Below are 18962 nucleotides of genomic sequence, written 5' to 3'. Positions count from 1 at the left end.
GACGTCCGGCTCGTGGTTGCGGATGGCGCCGGAGGACAGCTCGACGCCGTTGCAGACGATGTCGTACTGCCAGGCGAGGATGTCCAGCGGGTCCTTGGTCTCCAGCGCCTCCAGGCCGCCCTGCGGCATGGAGAACGGGTTGTGGGAGAACTCGATCTTGCCGGTGTCCTCGTCCTTCTCGAACATCGGGAAGTCGACGATCCAGCAGAAGCGGAACTCGCCCTCGACGAAGTGGCCGGTGCGCTTGGCCGCCTCGACGCGGACCGCGCCCATGATCTTGGAGACCTCGTCGAACTCGCCGGCGCCGAAGAAGACGGCGGAGCCGGGCTTCAGGTCCAGCGCCTCGACCAGCGCCTTCACGTCGTCCTCGGTGAGGAACTTGGCGATCGGACCGGTCAGGGTGTTCGACTCGCCCACGCGGACCCAGGCCAGGCCCTTCGCGCCCTGCTGGACGGCGAAGTCACCCATCTGGTCGAAGAACTTCCGCGGCTGGTCGGCGGTGTCCGGCACGGCCAGGGCGCGGACGTGCTTGTCGGCGAAGGCCTTGAAGCCGGAGCCGGCGAAGACGGACGAGACGTCGACCAGCTCCAGCTCGGCGCGGAGGTCCGGCTTGTCGGAGCCGTACTTGAGCATCGACTCGCGGAACGGGATGCGCGGGAACGGCGAGGTGACCGTGCGGCCGCCGCCGAACTCGGTGAACAGCTCGGTCATCAGCTGCTCGATCGGGCCGAAGACGTCCTCCTGCTCGACGAAGCTCATCTCGACGTCGAGCTGGTAGAACTCGCCCGGCGAGCGGTCGGCGCGGGCGTCCTCGTCGCGGAAGCAGGGCGCGATCTGGAAGTAGCGGTCGAAGCCCGCGATCATCAGGAGCTGCTTGAACTGCTGCGGGGCCTGCGGCAGCGCGTAGAACTTGCCGGCGTGCAGCCGGGACGGGACGAGGAAGTCGCGGGCGCCCTCGGGGGAGGTCGCGGACAGGATCGGCGTCGCCATCTCGTTGAAGCCGAGCGCGGTCATCTTGTGCCGGATGGCGGAGATGACGGCGGTGCGCAGCATCAGGTTGCGGTGCATCCGCTCGCGGCGCAGGTCGAGGAAGCGGTATTCGAGGCGCTTCTCCTCGTTGACCCCGTCCTCGGCGTTGATCGTGAAGGGGATCTGCTCGGCGGCGCCCAGCACCTCGACGGCCGTGACCTCGACCTCGATCTCGCCGGTGGGCAGGTCGGGGTTGACGTTGTCCGCGCCGCGGGCGCTGACCTTGCCGTCGATACGGACGACGGACTCCTTGGTCAGGGAGCCGAGCGCCTCGTTGGCGGGGGTGCCGGGACGGGCGACGAGCTGGACCAGACCGTAGTGGTCGCGCAGATCGATGAAGAGGATGCCGCCCAGGTCACGTCGATTGTGCAGCCAGCCGCTGAGGCGGACGTCGGTGTCGACGTCCGCGGCTCGGAGCTCGCCACAGTTATGGGACCGGTACCGATGCATCGCTCATCCAAGTCGTCGCAAGTTGGAGGGTGGGTTTCCTGTAACCGTTCCAGGTTACCGGTCACCCCACCGCCCGCGGTTGTCATATGCGCGTCAATCGGGCCATGGGATGATGGTCGGGTCCGCCGCACTGGTCGGCCGCCGTCAAACCCACATAAAGTGATGCAATGCGCACCAAGGACCTCCTGGCCGCCACCGCGACCGGCCTGTGGCGCTGGGACAACGTCTCGGGAGAAGTGACCCTCGACGCCGAGACCGCCCGGCTGCTGGGGCTGCCCGCGGAGCCCACCGAGCTGTCCGAGGCGGCCATGCGCTCCCGCCTCCACCCCGCCGACTTCGCCGAGATCACCGGCATCGTCAACCTCGCCGTCACCGAGAGCAGCATCGCCGAGGCACGGCTGCGCGTCATGGACAGCGCCGGCCGGGTGCTGCGCACCGTCCGCACCCGCTCCCGCGCCTTCCTGCGCAGCGACACCGACCACACGGACTACGAGCTGGTCGGCACCGTCCAGGAGATCTTCGAGGCCCAGCCCGGCACCGCCTCCCCGCACGCCCCGGCCAACGGCGACTGGCGCCGCTCGCGCGAGGCGTTCCTGCTGGACGCGGGCCGCGCGCTGGCCGAGGCGCACTCCACCGCCGAGGTGCTGCGCGTCGCCGCCGGCCTGTCCATGCCCGGCTTCAGCCCGGACGGCCTGGCGGTCTTCGGCATCGAGGGCGACCGGATCTCCGTCATCGGCCACCACGGGCACCGGCAGGGCGATCTCGCCCCCTTCGTCGACATGCCGCTGGACACCGACTATCCGGCCGCCGAGGTGGTACGGACCGGCCGCGCCGTCTACCTGCCCACCCCCGAGGACTACCGCCGCCGCTACCCCGCCACCTGGCCGCTGGCCGCCGCCTTCCGCCGGGCGTCCTGGGCCTTCCTGCCCCTGGTGAGCGCGGGCCGCACGATCGGCGCCTGGATGGCGGCCTTCGGCACGCCGGTCGCCTTCACACCCGACGAACGCTCGGTGCTCACCACCGTCGCCCGGATGCTCGCCCAGGCGCTGGCCCGCGCCGGCGACCAGGAGTCGCGGCGCGAGCTGACCGACGGCCTGCAGCGCAGCATGATGCCGACGGTGCATCCGGACATCCCCGGCATGACGGTGGCGGCGCGGTACGTGCCGACCGGCGGCGGCCTGGAGGTCGGCGGCGACTGGTACGACATGATCACGCTGCCGTCCGGCCGGTTCGCGCTGGTCATCGGCGACGTGCAGGGCCACGACGTACGGGCCGCCGGCCTGATGGGGCAGTTGCGGATCGCCCTGCGCGCCTACGCCTCCGAGGGCCACCACCCCGACGCGGTGCTCTCCCGCGCCTCCCGCTTCCTGTCCGGCATCAACGACACCGAGTTCGGCGGCGAGGACCCGCGCTTCGCCACCTGCCTCTACATCGAGGTGGACCCGGCGACCGGCCTGCTGGACATCGCGCGGGCCGGGCACCCCGACCCGACCATCCGGATGGCCGACGGGACCGTTCTCGTCCGGCCCACCGCGGGCGGCCTGCCGCTGGGCATCGTGCCGGACACCGACTACCCCACCACCCGGCTCGTCCTGGAGCCCGGCGAGACGATGCTGGTCTGCACGGACGGGCTGATCGAGACCGGCGGGCACGACCTGGAGTCGGGCTGGGCGCGGCTGCGCCACGTGATCGAGACATACGGGGCCGAGGACCCGTCCGGCACCGCCACGGACGTGGTCGCGCCGACCCTGGAGGACGCGGCGGGCCTGGAGAAGCTCGCCGACGCGCTCGTGCAGGCCGTGCACGGCCCGCCGTCGTACCACACCACCGGCCCGTTCATGGATCGCCGCGAGGACGACATAGCGATGCTGCTGCTGTGCCGCGAGGGCGGGAGCTGCGGGGTGGGTACGGGCGGCACGGCGGCGCACCGGCCCGTCCGCCGTACGGTGCTGACCGTCAAGCAGGCCGAGCCCGAGCGAATAGCGGAGGCCCGTCACCAGGTCCGCGACGTGCTGCACGACTGGGCCGACGAGGACCAGGTCGACTCGGCCGTCCTGATGGTCTCCGAGATGGTCACCAACGTGCTGATGCACACGGACGGGGACGCGCTGCTGGTCGCGGAGATCACCGGCGAGAAGGGCAGCCGCCGGATCCGCGTGGACGTCGCCGACAGCAGCGACGAGCTGCCGCACCGCCGTACCCCGGGCGAACTGGCCTCCTCGGGGCGCGGCCTGGTGCTGATGGAACTGCTGGCGGGCGCGTGGGGCGTGGACCCGCGCGGCGACGGCAAGTCGACGTGGTTCGAGCTCTACGAGGACGCGGCGGGCGGCGCCGAGCCGTCACTGGCGGACCTCGCCGCCCCGGCCGGCCCGCCGGTCGATCCGCTGCCCGAACCCGCGGCGTAGTGCCGGCGCAGCTCCGAGAGCACGCCGAACGCCGCCGCGGTCAGCGGCACGGACAGCAGCATCCCCATCACCCCGGCGACGCTGGCGCCCGCGGTGATCGCCAGCATCACGATGGCCGGGTGCATCTGGACCGTACGGCTCTGCACGATCGGCTGGAGGATGTGGCCCTCCAGGAAGAACACCACCAGGACGATGCCCAGCGTCCAGATCGCGATGGCCGGGCCCCGGTCGTCGGCGAACGCGACCAGCACGGCCACCGAGCCGGACAGGAACGAGCCCAGGTACGGGATGTAGGCGCCCACGAAGACCAGCGCGCCCAGCCCGAACGCTCCGGGCACCTGGAGGATCAGCAGGCCGACGGTGATGCCGACCGCGTCGATCAGCGCGATCAGCGTCGTACCGCGCATGAAGCCCTCGATGGCCTGGTAGCCGCGGCGGGCCATCTGCTCCAGCCCCGGGCCGGAGTCGCCGGGCGCCCAGTCGTGCAGGGCGCGGACGGCCTTGTCCGCGTCGCGCAGGAAGAAGAACGTCAGGAACAGGGCGAGTACGGACGCGGCGAGGGTGGCCGCGACGACGCCGACGCCCTCCAGGACACCGGTGGCCGCGGTGCCGCCGAACTTCCCTATGAAGGGCTTGGCGTTGGAGACGATGTCGTCCAGTGAGGTGCCGGCGGCGCCGAAGTGCCGGGACACCTCCTTGGCGGCGTCCTTGAGCGAGGCGATGATCTGGTCGCCGGTGTCGATCAGCGCGCTGACGACGATGTACCCGGCGCCGCCGACCACCACGATCAGCAGGGCGCAGGTCAGCCCGGCGGCCAGCGAACGGTTCAGTTTCATCGCCACCAGCCGCCGGTAGACCGGCCCGAGCAGCGCGCTGCCGAGCAGTGCCAGCAGGACGGGGGTGACGGCGGCGCTCAGGGTCACGCACAGCCAGACGCCGACCGCCGCCACGGCGGCGACGAGCAGGCCCACACCGCACCAGGCCGCGGCACGGCGGGCGGGGTCCGGGAGCAGCGGCTGACGGTCCGGGGGTCTCAGATCGTTTCGCACCCCGCCAGTGGATCACGGGGCCGCCCGTGCGGGGCGGCATTCCGCCGCGAGCGGATGCGGTCTTGATGCGGCCGCGGGCGGGTACGGACCACCGTCGGCCCGTACCCGCTGTCTCCGGCTCAGTGGCTTTCGGCCGGCACCGTCCCCAGCCGTCCGGCCTGGAAGTCCTCGAAGGCCTGGGCCAGTTCGGCGTGGGTGTTCATGACGAACGGGCCGTAGTGCATCATCGGCTCGCGGATCGGCTGCCCGCCGAGCAGCACGACCTCCAGGTTGGGGCTGCGGGACTCCTGTGTGGCGTCCGCCCGGAGGGTGAGCGAGTCGCCGCCGGGGCCGAACACGACGGCCTGTCCGGTACGGAACGGCCGCCCGAGCGGGCCCGCGGTGCCGCGGCCGGCCAGCCCGTACGCCAGCGCGTTGAAGTCCGAGCGCCACGGGATGGTCACCTCGGCACCAGGATTGACCGAGACGTGCATCATCGTGATCGGGGTGTGGGTGATGCCCGGCCCCTCGTGACCGTCGATGTCACCCGCGATCAGCCGCAGCAGCGCACCGCCGTCCGCCGAGGTCAGCAGCTTGACCTGGCCGCCGCCGATGTCCTGGTAGCGCGGCGCCATCATCTTGTCCTTCTTGGGCAGGTTCACCCACAGCTGGAGGCCGTGGAAGAGCCCGCCCGTCATGACCAGCTCCTCCGGCGGCGCCTCGATGTGCAGCAGGCCGGAGCCCGCCGTCATCCACTGGGTGTCGCCGTCGTTGATGACGCCACCGCCGCCGTGCGAGTCACGGTGGATGAAGCTGCCGTCGATCAGGTACGTGACGGTCTCGAAGCCGCGGTGCGGGTGCCAGGGGGTGCCCTTGGGCTCCCCCGGCGCGTGCTCCACCTCGCCCATCTGATCCATCATGATGAACGGGTCCAGGTACGTGTAGTCGATGCCGGCGAAGGCACGGCGTACCGGGAAGCCCTCCCCCTCGAAACCGCTCGGCGCGGTGGACACCGCGAGCACGGCTCGCGGCCGGGCGTCGGCGGGCGCCGATACCCGCGGCAGGGTCAGCGGGTTCTCTACGGTCACTGCGGGCATGACGGCCTCCTCGGTCGTTCACCGTTCAACTTAGTTGAAGACTGAACAACCTGCAAGGCGTCCGTCATTCCCCAGCCCCTTACGACGGAGAAGCCGCAGGTCACGGCGGTGCCGGAAAGCGGTACCCGGCGCACCACTTCCGCCCCTCCCGCGCCCCTCGCGCCGACCGCGTGTCCGGCGCACTCTGGACGCATGGGTGCATCCGCTCAGGACCCAGCGGGCCACGGAGAAAGGTGGAGGCAGCCGGGCCAGGGTCCCCCGGCGGCCTCGGGACAGGGACAGCCGGCACCGCCCGGCTCGCCGTACTCGGCAGCACCGCCGCCACCCGGGCGCAAGCGCGGCAAGGGATGTATGACCTGCGGCATCGCCGCGGCCGTCGCGGCCGTCGTGGTGGTGATCGCGATCATCGCCGTGTTCGCCTCCATGGGCGGCTCCGACGGCGGCAAGGAGGAGAGCGGCGGATCCGGCGGCTCGACGTCGCCGTCCGCGCCGGCCGGGAAGGGCAAGATCACCAAGGAGATGTACGACCGGGTCCGTACGGGCATGTCCGAGCGCGAGGTCACCGCGATCACCGGCCCCTGCGAGTCCTCGGCGGAGGACGAGGTGGCCGGCGTCCGGGGCAAGGTGCTGACCTGCCAGGGCGCCGAAGCCTTCAGCTCGGCGACGTTCACCTTCAGCAACGGCCGGCTGGCCGCCAAGGGGCAGGTGGGCCTGGGCGGCGACGCGGCCAGGAAGGGGTCGATGACCAAGGAGAAGTACGACCGGCTGCGGACCGGGATGACCGAGCAGGAAGCCCTGGCCGTCGCGGGGACGTGCGAGAAGAACTCCGACACCGACATCGCGGACAGCTCGGCGACCGGCTACACCTGCATGTCGGCGGACGGGCTGGGCAACGCATCGCTCGTGTTCTCCGACGGGAAGCTGGTGTCGAAGGCACAGGCCGGGCTGGAGTGACCGGCGCGGAACCGATGGCAGCGCGGCGGCGCCCCGGGGCGCCGCCGTCGTGCGGATGTCAGCCGTACATCCGGCGCATCGCGAAGTCGACCATCTGTTCCACCGACTTGGCGTCGAAGACCATGCGGTGGTCGCCCTCCATGTCCAGGACGAAGCCGTAGCCGGTGGGGAGCAGGTCGAGGACCTCGGCGCCGGTGATCACGAAGTACTTGGACTCCTTGCCCGCGTACCGGCGCAGCTCCTTGAGCGAGGTGAACATCGGGATGACCGGCTGCTGCGTGTTGTGCAGCGCCAGGAACCCGGGGTTGTCGCCGCGCGGGCAGTAGACCTTGGAGGTCGAGAAGATGCCCTGGAAGTCCTCCGCCGACATCGAGCCGGTGGTGAAGGCACGCACCGCGTCGGCGAGGGAGGGCGGGGACGGCTCGGGGTAGAGCGGCTGCTCGCCGTAGCCGCCGGGGGCCGGGTGCTGCGGCGGGGGCGCACCGTACTGCTGCTGCCCGGCGCCCGCGTTCTGGTCGTAGCCGTACATGCGGCACAGCGTACTGAGTCGGCGCGGTACGTACGCCGCTACGTTGGAAGAGCTCAGAGTCCGCCCGACCGACCGAGGCCCGCACCGATGACCGATCGCGATCGACCGAAGCCGCGCGTCACCCGTGGCGGCGTGCTGCTCACCGTCAGCGCCGTGACCGCCTGCGGGCTGATGCTCTTCGGCGCCATCCAGCTCAGGAACGCGCAGGCTGCCTGGTCCCTGACGTACGAGGCCACCCCCACGGGAGGGCCGCCGCGGGCCGACGAGGTGCGCTACCGGCACTCCGACGGCGGTGACGAGCGCGAGGAGGAGACCGGCGGGACGCGTCTGCCGTGGCGCGAGACGGTGGTCGTGGACGCGGGTGAGGAAGCGTGGCTGGAGGTGCGGCCGGCCGGGAACGGTACGGCTTCCTGCCGGATCCTGCTCGACGGCGAGCGCCAGGTCGCCTCGGGGAAGTCCGCGGGGCCGGGGAAGCCCGCCGTGTGCCGGGTGACCACCAGTGACACGTCGCAGCAGTGGCGGTAGGAGCCGTAGGGAGCCATAGAAGGGCCGTAGGGAGCGGCAGGGGCGTGCGGCAGGGCCGCCCGGCCCCTCCGGGGCGGCGCAAAAAGGGCACCGCGGCCCCCGTAGACGTACGGCAGGGACCCTGGCGCCGCGCATTGACGCTCGTCACAGATGGGTGGTCAGGGGTTGCTTCTTATTACCGACGGGTAGCATCATCGTAGCTACTTGCTGGTATTGCGTTTGAGGTCCCTCGCTTCCAAGCGCTGGGTCTCCTCCCGAACCTTACGGAGCCGTACCCATGGGCCACTACAAGTCGAATCTCCGCGACATCGAGTTCAACCTCTTCGAGGTGCTCGGCCGCGACGCCGTGTACGGCACCGGACCGTTCGCGGAGATGGACGTCGACACCGCCAAGAGCGTGCTGAACGAGATCGCCCGGCTCTCCGAGAACGAGCTGGCGGACTCCTTCGCGGACACCGACCGCAACCCGCCGGTCTTCGACCCGGACACCAACACCGCGCCGGTGCCCGACACCTTCAAGAAGAGCTACCAGGCGTACATGGACGCCGAGTGGTGGCGGCTGGGCATCCCGGAGGAGATCGGCGGCACCACCGCGCCGCGCTCCCTGCTGTGGGCCTTCGCCGAGACCATCCTGGGCGCCAACCCGGCCGTCTGGATGTACGCCTCCGGCCCGGCCTTCGCGGGCGTGCTGCACGAGGAGGGCACCGAGGAGCAGCACCGCATCGCGCAGCTCATGGTGGACCGTCAGTGGGGCTCCACCATGGTGCTGACCGAGCCCGACGCGGGTTCGGACGTGGGCGCCGGCCGCACCAAGGCCACGCAGCAGGCGGACGGCACCTGGCACATCGAGGGCGTCAAGCGCTTCATCACCTCCGGCGAGCACGACATGTCCGAGAACATCGTGCACTTCGTGCTGGCGCGTCCCGAGGGTGCCGGTCCGGGCACCAAGGGCCTGTCGCTGTTCATCGTGCCGAAGTACGACTTCGACTGGGAGACCGGCGAGCTGGGCGAGCGCAACGGCGTCTACGCCACCAACGTCGAGCACAAGATGGGCCTGAAGGCCTCCAACACCTGCGAGATGACCTTCGGCGCCAACCACCCGGCCAAGGGCTGGCTGCTGGGCGAGAAGCACGACGGCATCCGCCAGATGTTCAAGATCATCGAGTTCGCGCGGATGATGGTCGGCACGAAGGCCATCGCCACCCTCTCCACCGGCTACCTCAACGCCCTGGAGTACGCCAAGGAGCGTGTGCAGGGCCCGGACCTGGCCGCCTTCACCGACAAGACCGCGCCGCGCGTCACCATCACCCACCACCCCGACGTGCGCCGCGCGCTGATGACGCAGAAGGCGTACGCCGAGGGCATGCGCGCCCTGGTGCTCTACACCGCGACCGTCCAGGACGAGATCATCGCCAAGGAGGCCGCGGGTGAGGACGCCACCGCCGCGACCCGCCTGAACGACCTGCTGCTGCCGATCGTCAAGGGCTACGGCTCGGAGAAGTCCTACGAGCAGTTGGCCCAGTCGCTGCAGACCTTCGGCGGCTCCGGGTACCTCCAGGAGTACCCGATCGAGCAGTACATCCGGGACGCCAAGATCGACACCCTCTACGAGGGCACCACCGCCATCCAGGGCCAGGACTTCTTCTTCCGGAAGATCGTCCGGGACCAGGGCCAGGCGCTGACCGCGCTCTCCGAGGAGATCAAGAAGTTCCTCGCGGAGGCCGTCGGCGGCGAGGCGCTGGAGACGGCCCGCGGCGAGCTGGCCAAGGCCGCCGCCGACCTGGAGGCGATCGTCGGCGCGATGCTGACCGACCTGGCCGGCACCGAGAAGGACGTGAAGTCCATCTACAAGGTGGGGCTGAACACCACCCGCCTGCTGATGGCCTCCGGCGACGTCGTCATCGGCTACCTGCTCCTGAAGGGCGCCGCGGTCGCGAGCGAGAAGCTGGCGGGCGCCTCCAGCAAGGACAAGCCGTTCTACGAGGGCAAGATCGCGGCGGCGAAGTTCTTCGCGCACAACGTGCTGCCGGGCGTGTCCGTGCAGCGTGGACTGGCCGAGACCGTCGACCAGTCGCTGATGGAGCTGGACGAGGCCGCGTTCTGAGGTGACCCGAGGGGCACGGCGCGCTCTGCGGGTCTTCTAAGGGCGGCTTAAGCCCCGTCCGGAAAAAACCGGTTTACGGGACGCTCTCACAGCGTTCTCAGACAAGCGCGCCAGTCTGGCGTTGCCCGCCTCCCATCCCCCGGGGAGGCGGGCATCGTCGTTCGGGGAGCTGCCGTACGGGCCTGACGGAAGGTGCCCGAACGGGCTTCCAGGAGATTCCCGAACGGGCCGCCCGGGTTCCCGTACGGGCCTTCCGGGGGACGCGGACGCGGGCCTCCCGGAGACGCCGACGCGGGCCTCCATGAGCCGTGGTCACGGCCCTCCGGGAGCCGCGCGAACGCCGGCCGCCGGGCCGCCGCCGGGGCGTTCCGGTTCTCCTGCCGTGATGCATGCGGATTCGTATACCGAGGAAGGGCGCCCGCTAGTCCTTATGCTGAATCCATGAGCCATTCCGCCCGCTTCGACCGCGGCCACACCGACGACCTGATGTCCTTCCTCGCCGCCGCCCCCTCGCCGTACCACGCAGTGGCCAACGCGGCCGAGCGGCTGGAGAAGGCGGGGTTCCGGCAGGTGGCCGAGACCGACGCCTGGGACGGCGAGAGCGGCGGCAAGTACGTCCTGCGCGGCGGGGCGATCATCGCCTGGTACGTCCCGGAGAGCGCCACGGCAGCCACTCCGTACCGCATTGTCGGCGCACACACCGACTCGCCCAATCTGCGCGTCAAACCCATCCCGGACACCGGCCACCGCGGCTGGCGGCAGGTCGCCGTCGAGGTCTACGGCGGCACCCTGCTCAACACCTGGCTCGACCGTGACCTGGGCCTGAGCGGCCGGGTCACGCTGCGCGACGGCAGCAGCCGGCTGGTCAACGTCGACCGCGCCCTGATGCGGGTGCCGCAGCTCGCCGTGCACCTGGACCGCTCGGTCAACGCCGACGGCCTCAAGCTCGACAAGCAGCGCCACATGACGCCGATCTGGGGCCTGGGCGAGGTGCGCGAAGGTGATCTGGTCGCCTTCGTGGAGGAGGAGATCGGAGTGCCGGCCGGCCACATACGCGGCTGGGACCTGATGCTCCACAGCATCGAGCCGCCCGCCTACCTCGGCCGTGACCGCGAGCTGGTGGCCGGTCCGCGGATGGACAACCTGCTGTCCGTGCACGCCGGTACGGCCGCGCTGGCGGCGGTCGCCACGTCCGACGAGGAGCCGCCGTACATCCCGGTGCTCGCCGCCTTCGACCACGAGGAGAACGGCAGCCAGTCCGACACCGGCGCCGACGGCCCGCTGCTCGGTACGGTGCTGGAACGTTCGGTCTTCGCCCGCGGCGGCTCGTACGAGGACCGCGCCCGCGCCTTCGCCGGCACGGTCTGCCTCTCCTCCGACACCGGCCACGCCCTGCACCCCAACTACACCGAGCGGCACGACCCGGGCCACCACCCGATGCCCAACGGCGGGCCGATCCTGAAGGTCAACGTCAACCAGCGGTACGCCACCGACGGCAGCGGCCGCGCGGTCTTCGCGGACGCCTGCGAGCGGGCCGGCGTGCCGTGGCAGTCCTTCGTCTCGAACAACGCCATGCCCTGCGGCACCACCATCGGGCCGATCACCGCGGCCCGCCACGGAATCGCCACGGTCGACATCGGCGTTGCCATCCTGTCGATGCACTCGGCGCGCGAGCTGTGCGGCAGCGAGGACCCGCACCTGCTGGCGAGCGCCCTGACGGCCTTCCTGGAGGGCTGAGTTGGACTTCTCCCTGCTGGGCCCGATATCCGTCACCACCGGTTCCGGTGAGCTGGCGCTCGGGCCCGCCAAACGGAGCAGCGTGCTCGCGCTGCTGCTGTTGCAGCCCAACACGACTGTTCCCCTGGAGCAGTTGATCGACTCCCTGTGGGAGGAGGAACCACCCGAACACGCCCGTACCGTCGTCCAGGGCCATGTCTCGCGGCTGCGCGCCACGCTGGCCAGCGGCGGCGCCGAGGCGTACGGCATCGAACTGGCCACCCACGGCTCGGCGTACCTGCTGCGCCTGCCCGAGGAACTGATCGACGCCCACCGCTTCGCCGAACTGGTCGCCCTGGCCCGCCCCGAGGCGGCTCCCGCGGACGCGGTGCCGCTGCTGCGCGAGGCGCTCGGACTGTGGCGCGGCCCGGCCCTCACCGGCACGGTCACCAGCCCGCCGTTCGCGGCCGCCGCGCACGCGCTGGAGGAACAGCGGCTCGCCGCGACCGAGGCGCTGGCCCGGGCGCACGGCGCGCTCGGCGAGCACGAACAGGCCGCGGCGATCCTCTACACGGCCGCGGTCAACAACCCGCTGCGCGAGGGGATGGTCGCCGAGCTGATGCGGGCGCTGTTCCGTACGGGACGGCAGTCGGACGCGATGGAGTGGTTCCACCGGACCCGGCGCCTGCTCGACGAGGAACTGGGTGTCGGCCCCGGGGCGCGGCTCAAGGGCGCCTACGAGGAAATCCTCCGCGCGGAGGAAGCCGGAGCCGGGGGGCGTGCGCGGGGCGGCGCGGATCCCGGTACCGGCCGAAGAGGCGGCGCGGGACGGACGGCGCAGGGCGCGCCGCAGGAGGCGGGCGCCTCCGACGCGCGCCCCACCACCGCCGCGGACCCCCGCGTGCCCGCCCAGGGCGGCCGCGGCCCCACGGGCGGCGCACCCGGCCGTACCGCCGGCCCGCCCGCCGTACCCCGCCTGCTGCCCCGGCCACCCGCCCGCTTCCTCGGGCGGGAGCAGCAACTCGCCGCGCTCACCACCGTGGTGCAGTCCGCCGTACCCGGTGAGAGCCCGCTCGCCGTCGTCACCGGACCGGCCGGCGTCGGCAAGACCGCCTGCGCGGTCCAGTGGTCCCACGCGTACGCCGGGGCCTTCCCCGACGGCCAGCTCTTCGCTGACCTGCGCGGCTTCAACGAGGGCGCGGCGGCCGAACCCGTCGAGATCCTGCGCGACTTCCTGCTCGCGCTCGGTACGCCCCCGGACCGCGTACCGACGTCAGCGCAGTCGGCCTCCGCGCTGTTCAGGTCGCTGGTGGCCGAGCGCCGGCTGCTGGTCGTCCTCGACAACGCGCAGAGCTCCGCACAGGTGCGCCCGCTGCTGCCCGGCGGCGCGCACTGCGCGACGGTCGTCACCAGCCGCAGCCGCCTGGACGGCCTGGTCGCCACCGACGTCGCCCGGCCGGTGCCCGTCCAGGCGCTCGGCGCGGCGGAGGGCACCGCCCTGCTCGGGGCGATGCTCGGCGCGGAACGCGTCGCCGACGACCCGGACGCCGCGCAGGAACTGGTCGCCCTGTGCGACGGGCTTCCGCTGGCCCTGCGCGCGGCGGCCGCCCAACTGACGGCCAGGCCGCGCTGGCGTCTGGCCCGCCTGGCCGCCGCCCTGCGCGACGAACGGCGGCGGCTGGCCCTGCTGTCCGCCGAGGACACCGGGGTCGCGGCGGCCCTGCGGATGTCCGTGGCCCGCCTCTCGGCGGACGACGCGCGCCTGCTCAGCGCGCTCGCCGCGAACGCCGACGGCCATCTGAACGCGTCCGTCGCGGCGGCGCTGGCCGGTTCCGACCCGGAGCTCATCCAGGAGGGCCTGGACCGGCTCACCGAGATGCACCTGGTCGACGAGGAGGCCACCGACGTCTACACGATCAGCACGCTGACCCAGTTGTTCGCGCGCGACGAAGGGCCGGCCGGGGGGCCGGAGGGAGCACCGGGCGGCGGAACCGGCGGCAGCTCACAGCAGTAACCGGCGCGAGGCCGGACGCACGACCGACGGACCGCCGGCGCAGACGCCGGGCAACGGGGGACGGTCCGGAGGGCGGGCATCAGGGGCGGGCATCAGGGGCGGGAGCGGGTCGTAGCAGTCGGCGCCCGGGGCGGTCCATCGCGGCACGTGCCAGGGGCTGTCCCGGCGTACGCTCCACCCCGGCCCCGAGGGACGGAACGGACAGCCCCCTCCGAACCCCCACGTATCCGCAACACGTCTGCCCCTGCCCCCCGTTCGAACTGTTCCCTTCCCGGCCGGTACCCCCTACCGTCTGCGGATGCGCATGATCAAACGCCGGTACACGGCCGCTGCCGCCGCTCTCGCCTGCACGGCGTCCCTCTTCGCCGCCCAGTCCGCCACCGCGCGGCCGGCCGACCCGAGTGCCCGGCCCGCCGGCCACCACGCCACCCCGGTCTGGCAGCAGGTGGGTGACGGCATCACGTCGGGGATAAGCGGCCTCGCCGTCGTACCGGGTTCCCGGGCGGCCCGGACCGACCTCCTCGTCGCCCGCGACAACAAGGAGCCCGGCGAGAACCGGCTGGCCCTCGTACGCCTGCGCCCCGGCGACCGCCCCCAGGCCCGACCGCTGGCCTGGCGGGGCAGCCGCACCCCCGCCGACCTCGAAGCGCTCGACGCGGTCCCCGGCCGGCCCGGCGAGTACGTCGCCCTGGCCAGCGACGGCACCGGCTACCACCTGCGCCTGGACGCCGGTGCGGGCGTGGCGCGCGTCCTCGGCACCTTCACCGTCCCCGGCGCCGCGGAGGACGACAACTACGAGGGCTTCGCGCTCTCCGCCCAGGGCCACCGGCTCGTCGCCGTATGGGCCGACCGCGGCGAGGACAGCCGCCCCGGCACCCTGCACGCCGCCCGCCTCGACCTCACCCGGCGCGCCTTCTCCGCCCCGGTCACGGCCGCGTTCCGCGCGCCGTACCCCGCCGAGCACGTACGGCACGTCAGCGACCTGAAGATCGGCGCGGGCGGCGCGCTCAAGGTCTCCGCGGCCTCGGACAACGGCGACGACGGCCCGTTCGACTCCGCCCTCTACGACGCGGGTACGGTGTCCGTCGACGGCCGGGGCACGGTACGGCTGTCCGTACGGAACGCCCCGGAGCCCCTCGGCCGTTACGCCGGCCACAAGATAGAGGCGCTGGCCTGCCTGCCGCACTCCCGCCACGGCGTGCTCGGAACCGACGACGAGAACGCGGGCGGCGCGCTCCGCACCGTCGTCGGCGGCCCGTGCTGAAGCGGCACCCGGGAGCACCGCGCATGCGCGCGGCCGGTCCGCGCCGGTGCCGAGCGGCCGATCCGCGCCGGTTCCGTTAGGCAAGCGTTAGCCAGGCGCCAGGGGAGCACGTCAGGGTGGCAGTACAGCATGCAGCGAACGTAGCGACCCCGGGAGTCCCCATGCCGCGCCACACCGTTACGGAGGCCGCCACCCCCCACAGCGCCCGCCGCCGTGCCGACGGCGGGCGCGCGCGTACCCGTACGCTACGGACCGCCGCCGCCGGACTCACGGCCGTGGCCGCCCTCGGCCTGCTCACCGCCTGCGGCGGGCAGGAGGCGCTCAAGACCAGTGACGCCAAGCCGTTCCACCCCTTCGGGAAGGACTCCGGCGGCTCGGACGAGCCGATGGGCCCCGGCATGCCCAGCAGCTCCCGTACCGGCCAGGCCGTCGGCAACAGCGGGCGCCCGGCCTGCGACTCCTCGAAGGTGGTGGTCGCGGCCAAGCCGCTTCCCCAGCCGCCCGGCCGTCTCCTCCTCCAGGCCACCAACACCTCCGCCGCCGCCTGCGACCTGTACGGCTTCCCGCGCCTGCGGGACGGTGACGTGTCCCCCACCGCCCCGAACACCCGCAACGCGCCCCGCTCACCCCTCACCCTCGCCCCCGGCGGCACCGCGTACGCCGCCCTCACGCCGTCCGCCACCGATTCCGCTCCCGAGACGCGCACCCTGTCGGTCGGCTTCACGGACCACCGCGGCCACGTCATACCCGGGGCCCGCACGCACGTCCGGCTGCCCGGCGGAGTCCGCTTCGACAGCGGCGCGCAGGTCACCTACTGGCAGTACGACGTGAACCGCGCGGTCCGGCCGTAACGATCCGCCCCCGAAACGGCACGATCCGGCCGAAAAGCTCCACCCGCCGCGCCCCCACCGGACGAGACACGCGATTGGCCCCACCGGCCCCGGGTACCCGGTCGACGACCGGCCCGGAACATCCAATTGCGTACGGAGGCACAACCATGGGCATCGGATGGTGCATCGGTCTGCTCGCGCTGGGAGGCATCCTGACCTTCGCGGTGGACTGGCACATGGCCGGAGTCAACCTCCACCTCGTCGGCCTGATCCTGATGGCGGTCGGCATCATCGGCATCGCGGCGTACGTCAGCATCTTCAAGCGCCGCCGCATGCAGCCGCCGCGCCCGGCGGCCCCGGTGGTCGAGGAGACCCACCGCATGCACTACGACGACTGACACGGCTGACACGCCTGGCACCGCCGCCGTCAGCGCGGCCCGGGCATCCCACCCGGCCCGCGAGCGCCGCAAAACCCTTTGCCCCCGCGGTGCGCCGCGAGGACCCTGTACGCCATGCCTTCACGACAGGACGGCCTCTGGGACGCGGAGACCGCTCGCCGCTACGACACCCCCGGCACCGGCATGTTCGCACCGGAGGTGCTGGACCCGACCGTCGACCGCCTCGCCCAACTCGCGGACGGCGGCAGGGCGCTGGAGTTCGCCATCGGCACCGGCCGCGTAGCCGTACCGCTCGCGCGGCGCGGCGTCCCGGTCACCGGCATCGAACTGTCCCGTCCGATGCTCGACCAACTACGCACAAAAGCCGACGAGGCAACCATCCCGGTCGTCGTCGGCGACATGGCAACCGCCACCGCCCCCGGCCCGTTCCACCTCGTCTACCTCGTCTTCAACACCATCTCCAACCTCCTCACCCAGCCCGAACAGGTCGAGTGCTTCCGCAACGCCGCCCGCCACCTCACCCCGGGCGGCCGTTTCGTCATCGAACTGGAAGTACCCGCCCTGCGAAAACTCCCGCCCGGCCAGCACGCCGTGGTCTTCACCTCGGACCCCGGCTACCTCGGCGTGGACACCTACGATCCCCTCCACCAACACCTCACCTCCCACCACTTCCGCTACACCGAGGACGGCAAGGCCCACCTGGCCCGCAGTCCCCACCGTTACATCTGGCCGGCCGAACTCGACCTCATGGCCCAACTGGCGGGGTTTGAGTTGGAGTGCCGGCATGCGGATTGGAAGGGCGGTGCGTTCACGGCGGAGTCGGGCTCTCATGTGTCGGTCTACCGGCTGCCGGATGGCGCATAGCGGTCCTCGCCGGCGGGACGGCCAACGGGCTCCGCCCCGCGATCGCGTCGCGGGGCGGAGCCCGGGGTGGGCACCGGTGCTAGTCGAACGGTATCCACCACTTCATGTAGGGATTGGATTCCGAGAAGTTGCTGGTGTACGCCTGACCCTTCATGTTGGAGTCCAGGGCGCGCTTGTTCTGGTGGTTGACCAGCGTGGATGCACCGGTCGTCAGGTAGTGCTGCTCCCACAACTGCCGGGGGTTCTCGGAGTCGCAGGCTCTGGCCATCACGCGGTCACTTCCTGTCCCCCCGCCCGTGAGGCAGAGGCCGGTCTTGCTGTTCTGCAGCATCACTCCCTTACCGGAGGTGTGGAAGTACCAGCGCTGGTAGGGGTTGTTCACGCCGCAGCCGTTGCTGTTGTCCTTGGTGTAGACGGCTCCGTCGGCGTCGCTGTCGAGGCAGTACGACGTCTGCCAGTTGGTGAGCCCGCTGGACGCGCCCTGGGCGGCCGCGGGGGTCTGTGTGGCCACGACAGTCATGCAGGCGGCGGCGAACAGGGCGCCGACCACACCGGTCTTCTTCTTCACCGAGATCTTCATTGGTTACCTCCATTGAGAATGCTTCGGCCCGCCGGGGCAGATCCTGGGCTTCGCCGGTACGGTCCCGCGGGCTGTGTGCGGACCGTGGGGTGTGGGCAGGGCCGACTCGGTTCTGCCCGGCAAGAGGGCATGGTCAGCGTCCGCTGCCGTAGAGCCCGAGGAAGGGGGCGAGTCGCGGGACGCCCTCGGTTCCCAGACGTATCTGCGTGATGTTGCGGTACGTGCGTCCGTCGATCGTCACGGGAGCAGCGTTCCCACCGTGCACGGTCTGGTGAGCGACGCGGGACAGGGCCGACCACTGGGTCTGCAGTCCGACACCGAAGTTGCCGAGGTGGGCCGGATGGTTCGGATCGCTCGGGTCGAAACCCAGGTCGATGGCGGCGGCGATACGGTTCTCGATCCAGCCGAAGCGCGCGGCTTCGGCGGTGGCACCGATGAGGTAGGCCAGGGTGCCTCGGTAGGTGCTGCGCGTCGCGTCGGTGATGTAGCTCAGGTCCGTCATTCTGTGCTGCATGTCGATCGCCCGGTACGCGAGGTGCCGACGGTTGGCGTCAGGGTCCAGGGAGTCGTAGTTGCCCCGGTAACCGAGATCGGTGAAGAGCGGCGGAACGGCCGACCTTTCGAAGTTCTGGATCTCATGCGCCAGCGGAAGCGTGGTGTCACGGAACTGATAGTGGTGGCCGCGGGCGGTGAAGCCGAGGAGATACAGGTTGTCCACGCTGAAGTAGAGCTTCACATGGCACTCGCTGGGGCCGCCGTACTCGTTGGTCCAGACGCGGACTTCGATGACCCGGTTCGTGTTCGTCCGTGTCGGCGTGTCGAGCAGGGCCGGGCTGTCGGCGCCGGTCATCTCGTGGCCCGAGGCGGCGCGGAGTTGCGCGACCATCTGCCGGTACCGGTTCGCACGGTCCGCGCCCGCGTTGCCCCCGGAACTGGTGTCGTCGAAGCCCTCCATGTGCCAGTCGATGACGGTGTACCGCCGGGAGGTTTCCGCCTGGGCCGGCGTGCTGCCGACGGTCATCAGGGTGCAGGTGGCCAGGAGGGCCAGGAGGGCCAGGAGCATGGTGCCCAGGCGTCTGCCCGCGCGGCGTAGTGCGGGGATCGGATTCATCGGTGGCTTCCCTGAGGTGGTCGGCGCGGGCCCACGCACACAGGTGCGGGCTCCGCGGAGAGGA

General features: G+C 71.6%; 16 protein-coding genes. 10 read left to right on the top strand and 6 right to left on the bottom strand.

The window, feature by feature from the left end; translation table 11 throughout:
• A partial coding sequence (aspS, locus tag AB0A97_RS23970) for an aspartate--tRNA ligase (protein WP_361153372.1) occupies positions 1-1479 on the bottom strand: 1479 nt, incomplete at its 3' end.
• A 167-nt stretch (positions 1480-1646) separates the two neighbouring features.
• Here aspS and AB0A97_RS23965 point away from each other — a divergent pair.
• Positions 1647-3884: a SpoIIE family protein phosphatase gene (locus AB0A97_RS23965; protein ID WP_361153370.1), complete on the top strand. Its 2238-nt coding sequence runs from the start codon at positions 1647-1649 to the stop codon at positions 3882-3884.
• Here the strand turns inward: AB0A97_RS23965 and AB0A97_RS23960 are convergent.
• Complete coding sequence (locus AB0A97_RS23960) at positions 3788-4933, bottom strand: AI-2E family transporter (protein WP_361153367.1); 1146 nt, start codon at positions 4931-4933, stop codon at positions 3788-3790. The two genes, AB0A97_RS23965 and AB0A97_RS23960, sit on opposite strands and share 97 nt — an antisense overlap.
• A gap of 119 nt (positions 4934-5052) precedes the next feature.
• Positions 5053-6009, bottom strand: a complete 957-nt coding sequence (locus AB0A97_RS23955; RefSeq protein WP_361153364.1) for a pirin family protein — start codon at positions 6007-6009, stop codon at positions 5053-5055.
• 351 nt (positions 6010-6360) lie between these two features.
• Between AB0A97_RS23955 and AB0A97_RS23950 the strand changes: the two genes are divergently transcribed.
• Complete coding sequence (locus AB0A97_RS23950) at positions 6361-6963, top strand: hypothetical protein (RefSeq protein ID WP_361153361.1); 603 nt, start codon at positions 6361-6363, stop codon at positions 6961-6963.
• A gap of 58 nt (positions 6964-7021) precedes the next feature.
• Here AB0A97_RS23950 and AB0A97_RS23945 read toward each other — a convergent pair whose 3' ends face one another.
• On the bottom strand, positions 7022-7492 hold the full coding sequence (locus AB0A97_RS23945; protein WP_003980379.1) for an SseB family protein: 471 nt from the start codon (positions 7490-7492) through the stop codon (positions 7022-7024).
• 87 nt (positions 7493-7579) lie between these two features.
• On the opposite strand from AB0A97_RS23945, the gene AB0A97_RS23940 reads away from it, so the two are divergent.
• The 8 genes from AB0A97_RS23940 (at position 7580) to AB0A97_RS23905 (ending at position 17207) form a co-directional block, all read left to right on the top strand.
• A complete protein-coding gene (locus AB0A97_RS23940; protein WP_361153358.1) occupies positions 7580-8017 on the top strand; it encodes a hypothetical protein in 438 nt (145 codons plus the stop codon).
• 277 nt (positions 8018-8294) lie between these two features.
• Positions 8295-10121, top strand: a complete 1827-nt coding sequence (locus AB0A97_RS23935) for an acyl-CoA dehydrogenase (protein ID WP_361153355.1) — start codon at positions 8295-8297, stop codon at positions 10119-10121.
• A 441-nt stretch (positions 10122-10562) separates the two neighbouring features.
• Complete coding sequence (locus AB0A97_RS23930) at positions 10563-11858, top strand: M18 family aminopeptidase (RefSeq protein WP_361153353.1); 1296 nt, start codon at positions 10563-10565, stop codon at positions 11856-11858.
• Between the two features lies 1 nt (position 11859).
• Positions 11860-13851 (top strand): BTAD domain-containing putative transcriptional regulator, encoded by a 1992-nt coding sequence (locus AB0A97_RS23925; RefSeq protein ID WP_361153350.1) that lies wholly within the window; start codon positions 11860-11862, stop codon positions 13849-13851.
• A gap of 298 nt (positions 13852-14149) precedes the next feature.
• The gene (locus AB0A97_RS23920; protein ID WP_361153347.1) at positions 14150-15115 is read left to right on the top strand and encodes a hypothetical protein; all 966 of its coding nucleotides are present in this window, start codon (positions 14150-14152) and stop codon (positions 15113-15115) included.
• Positions 15116-15276: 161 nt separating this feature from the next.
• Complete coding sequence (locus AB0A97_RS23915) at positions 15277-15966, top strand: DUF4232 domain-containing protein (protein ID WP_361153345.1); 690 nt, start codon at positions 15277-15279, stop codon at positions 15964-15966.
• 146 nt (positions 15967-16112) lie between these two features.
• Positions 16113-16343, top strand: coding sequence for a DUF6458 family protein (locus AB0A97_RS23910; protein ID WP_361153343.1), 231 nt, complete (start codon positions 16113-16115; stop codon positions 16341-16343).
• A gap of 114 nt (positions 16344-16457) precedes the next feature.
• On the top strand, positions 16458-17207 hold the full coding sequence (locus AB0A97_RS23905) for a class I SAM-dependent methyltransferase (protein WP_361153340.1): 750 nt from the start codon (positions 16458-16460) through the stop codon (positions 17205-17207).
• Positions 17208-17286: 79 nt separating this feature from the next.
• On the opposite strand, the gene AB0A97_RS23900 is transcribed toward AB0A97_RS23905, so the two are convergent.
• Both AB0A97_RS23900 and AB0A97_RS23895 read right to left on the bottom strand, forming a co-directional pair.
• Positions 17287-17787, bottom strand: a complete 501-nt coding sequence (locus tag AB0A97_RS23900; RefSeq protein ID WP_361153337.1) for a ricin-type beta-trefoil lectin domain protein — start codon at positions 17785-17787, stop codon at positions 17287-17289.
• 133 nt (positions 17788-17920) lie between these two features.
• On the bottom strand, positions 17921-18898 hold the full coding sequence (locus AB0A97_RS23895) for a ribosome-inactivating family protein (RefSeq protein WP_361153334.1): 978 nt from the start codon (positions 18896-18898) through the stop codon (positions 17921-17923).
• Positions 18899-18962 lie beyond the last annotated feature (64 nt).

Source organism: Streptomyces sp. NPDC045470 (assembly GCF_040646595.1).
GTDB lineage: Bacteria > Actinomycetota > Actinomycetes > Streptomycetales > Streptomycetaceae > Streptomyces.
Note: the sequence above shows the minus strand (reverse complement) of the source record. Positions and strands in the feature narration are given on the sequence as shown.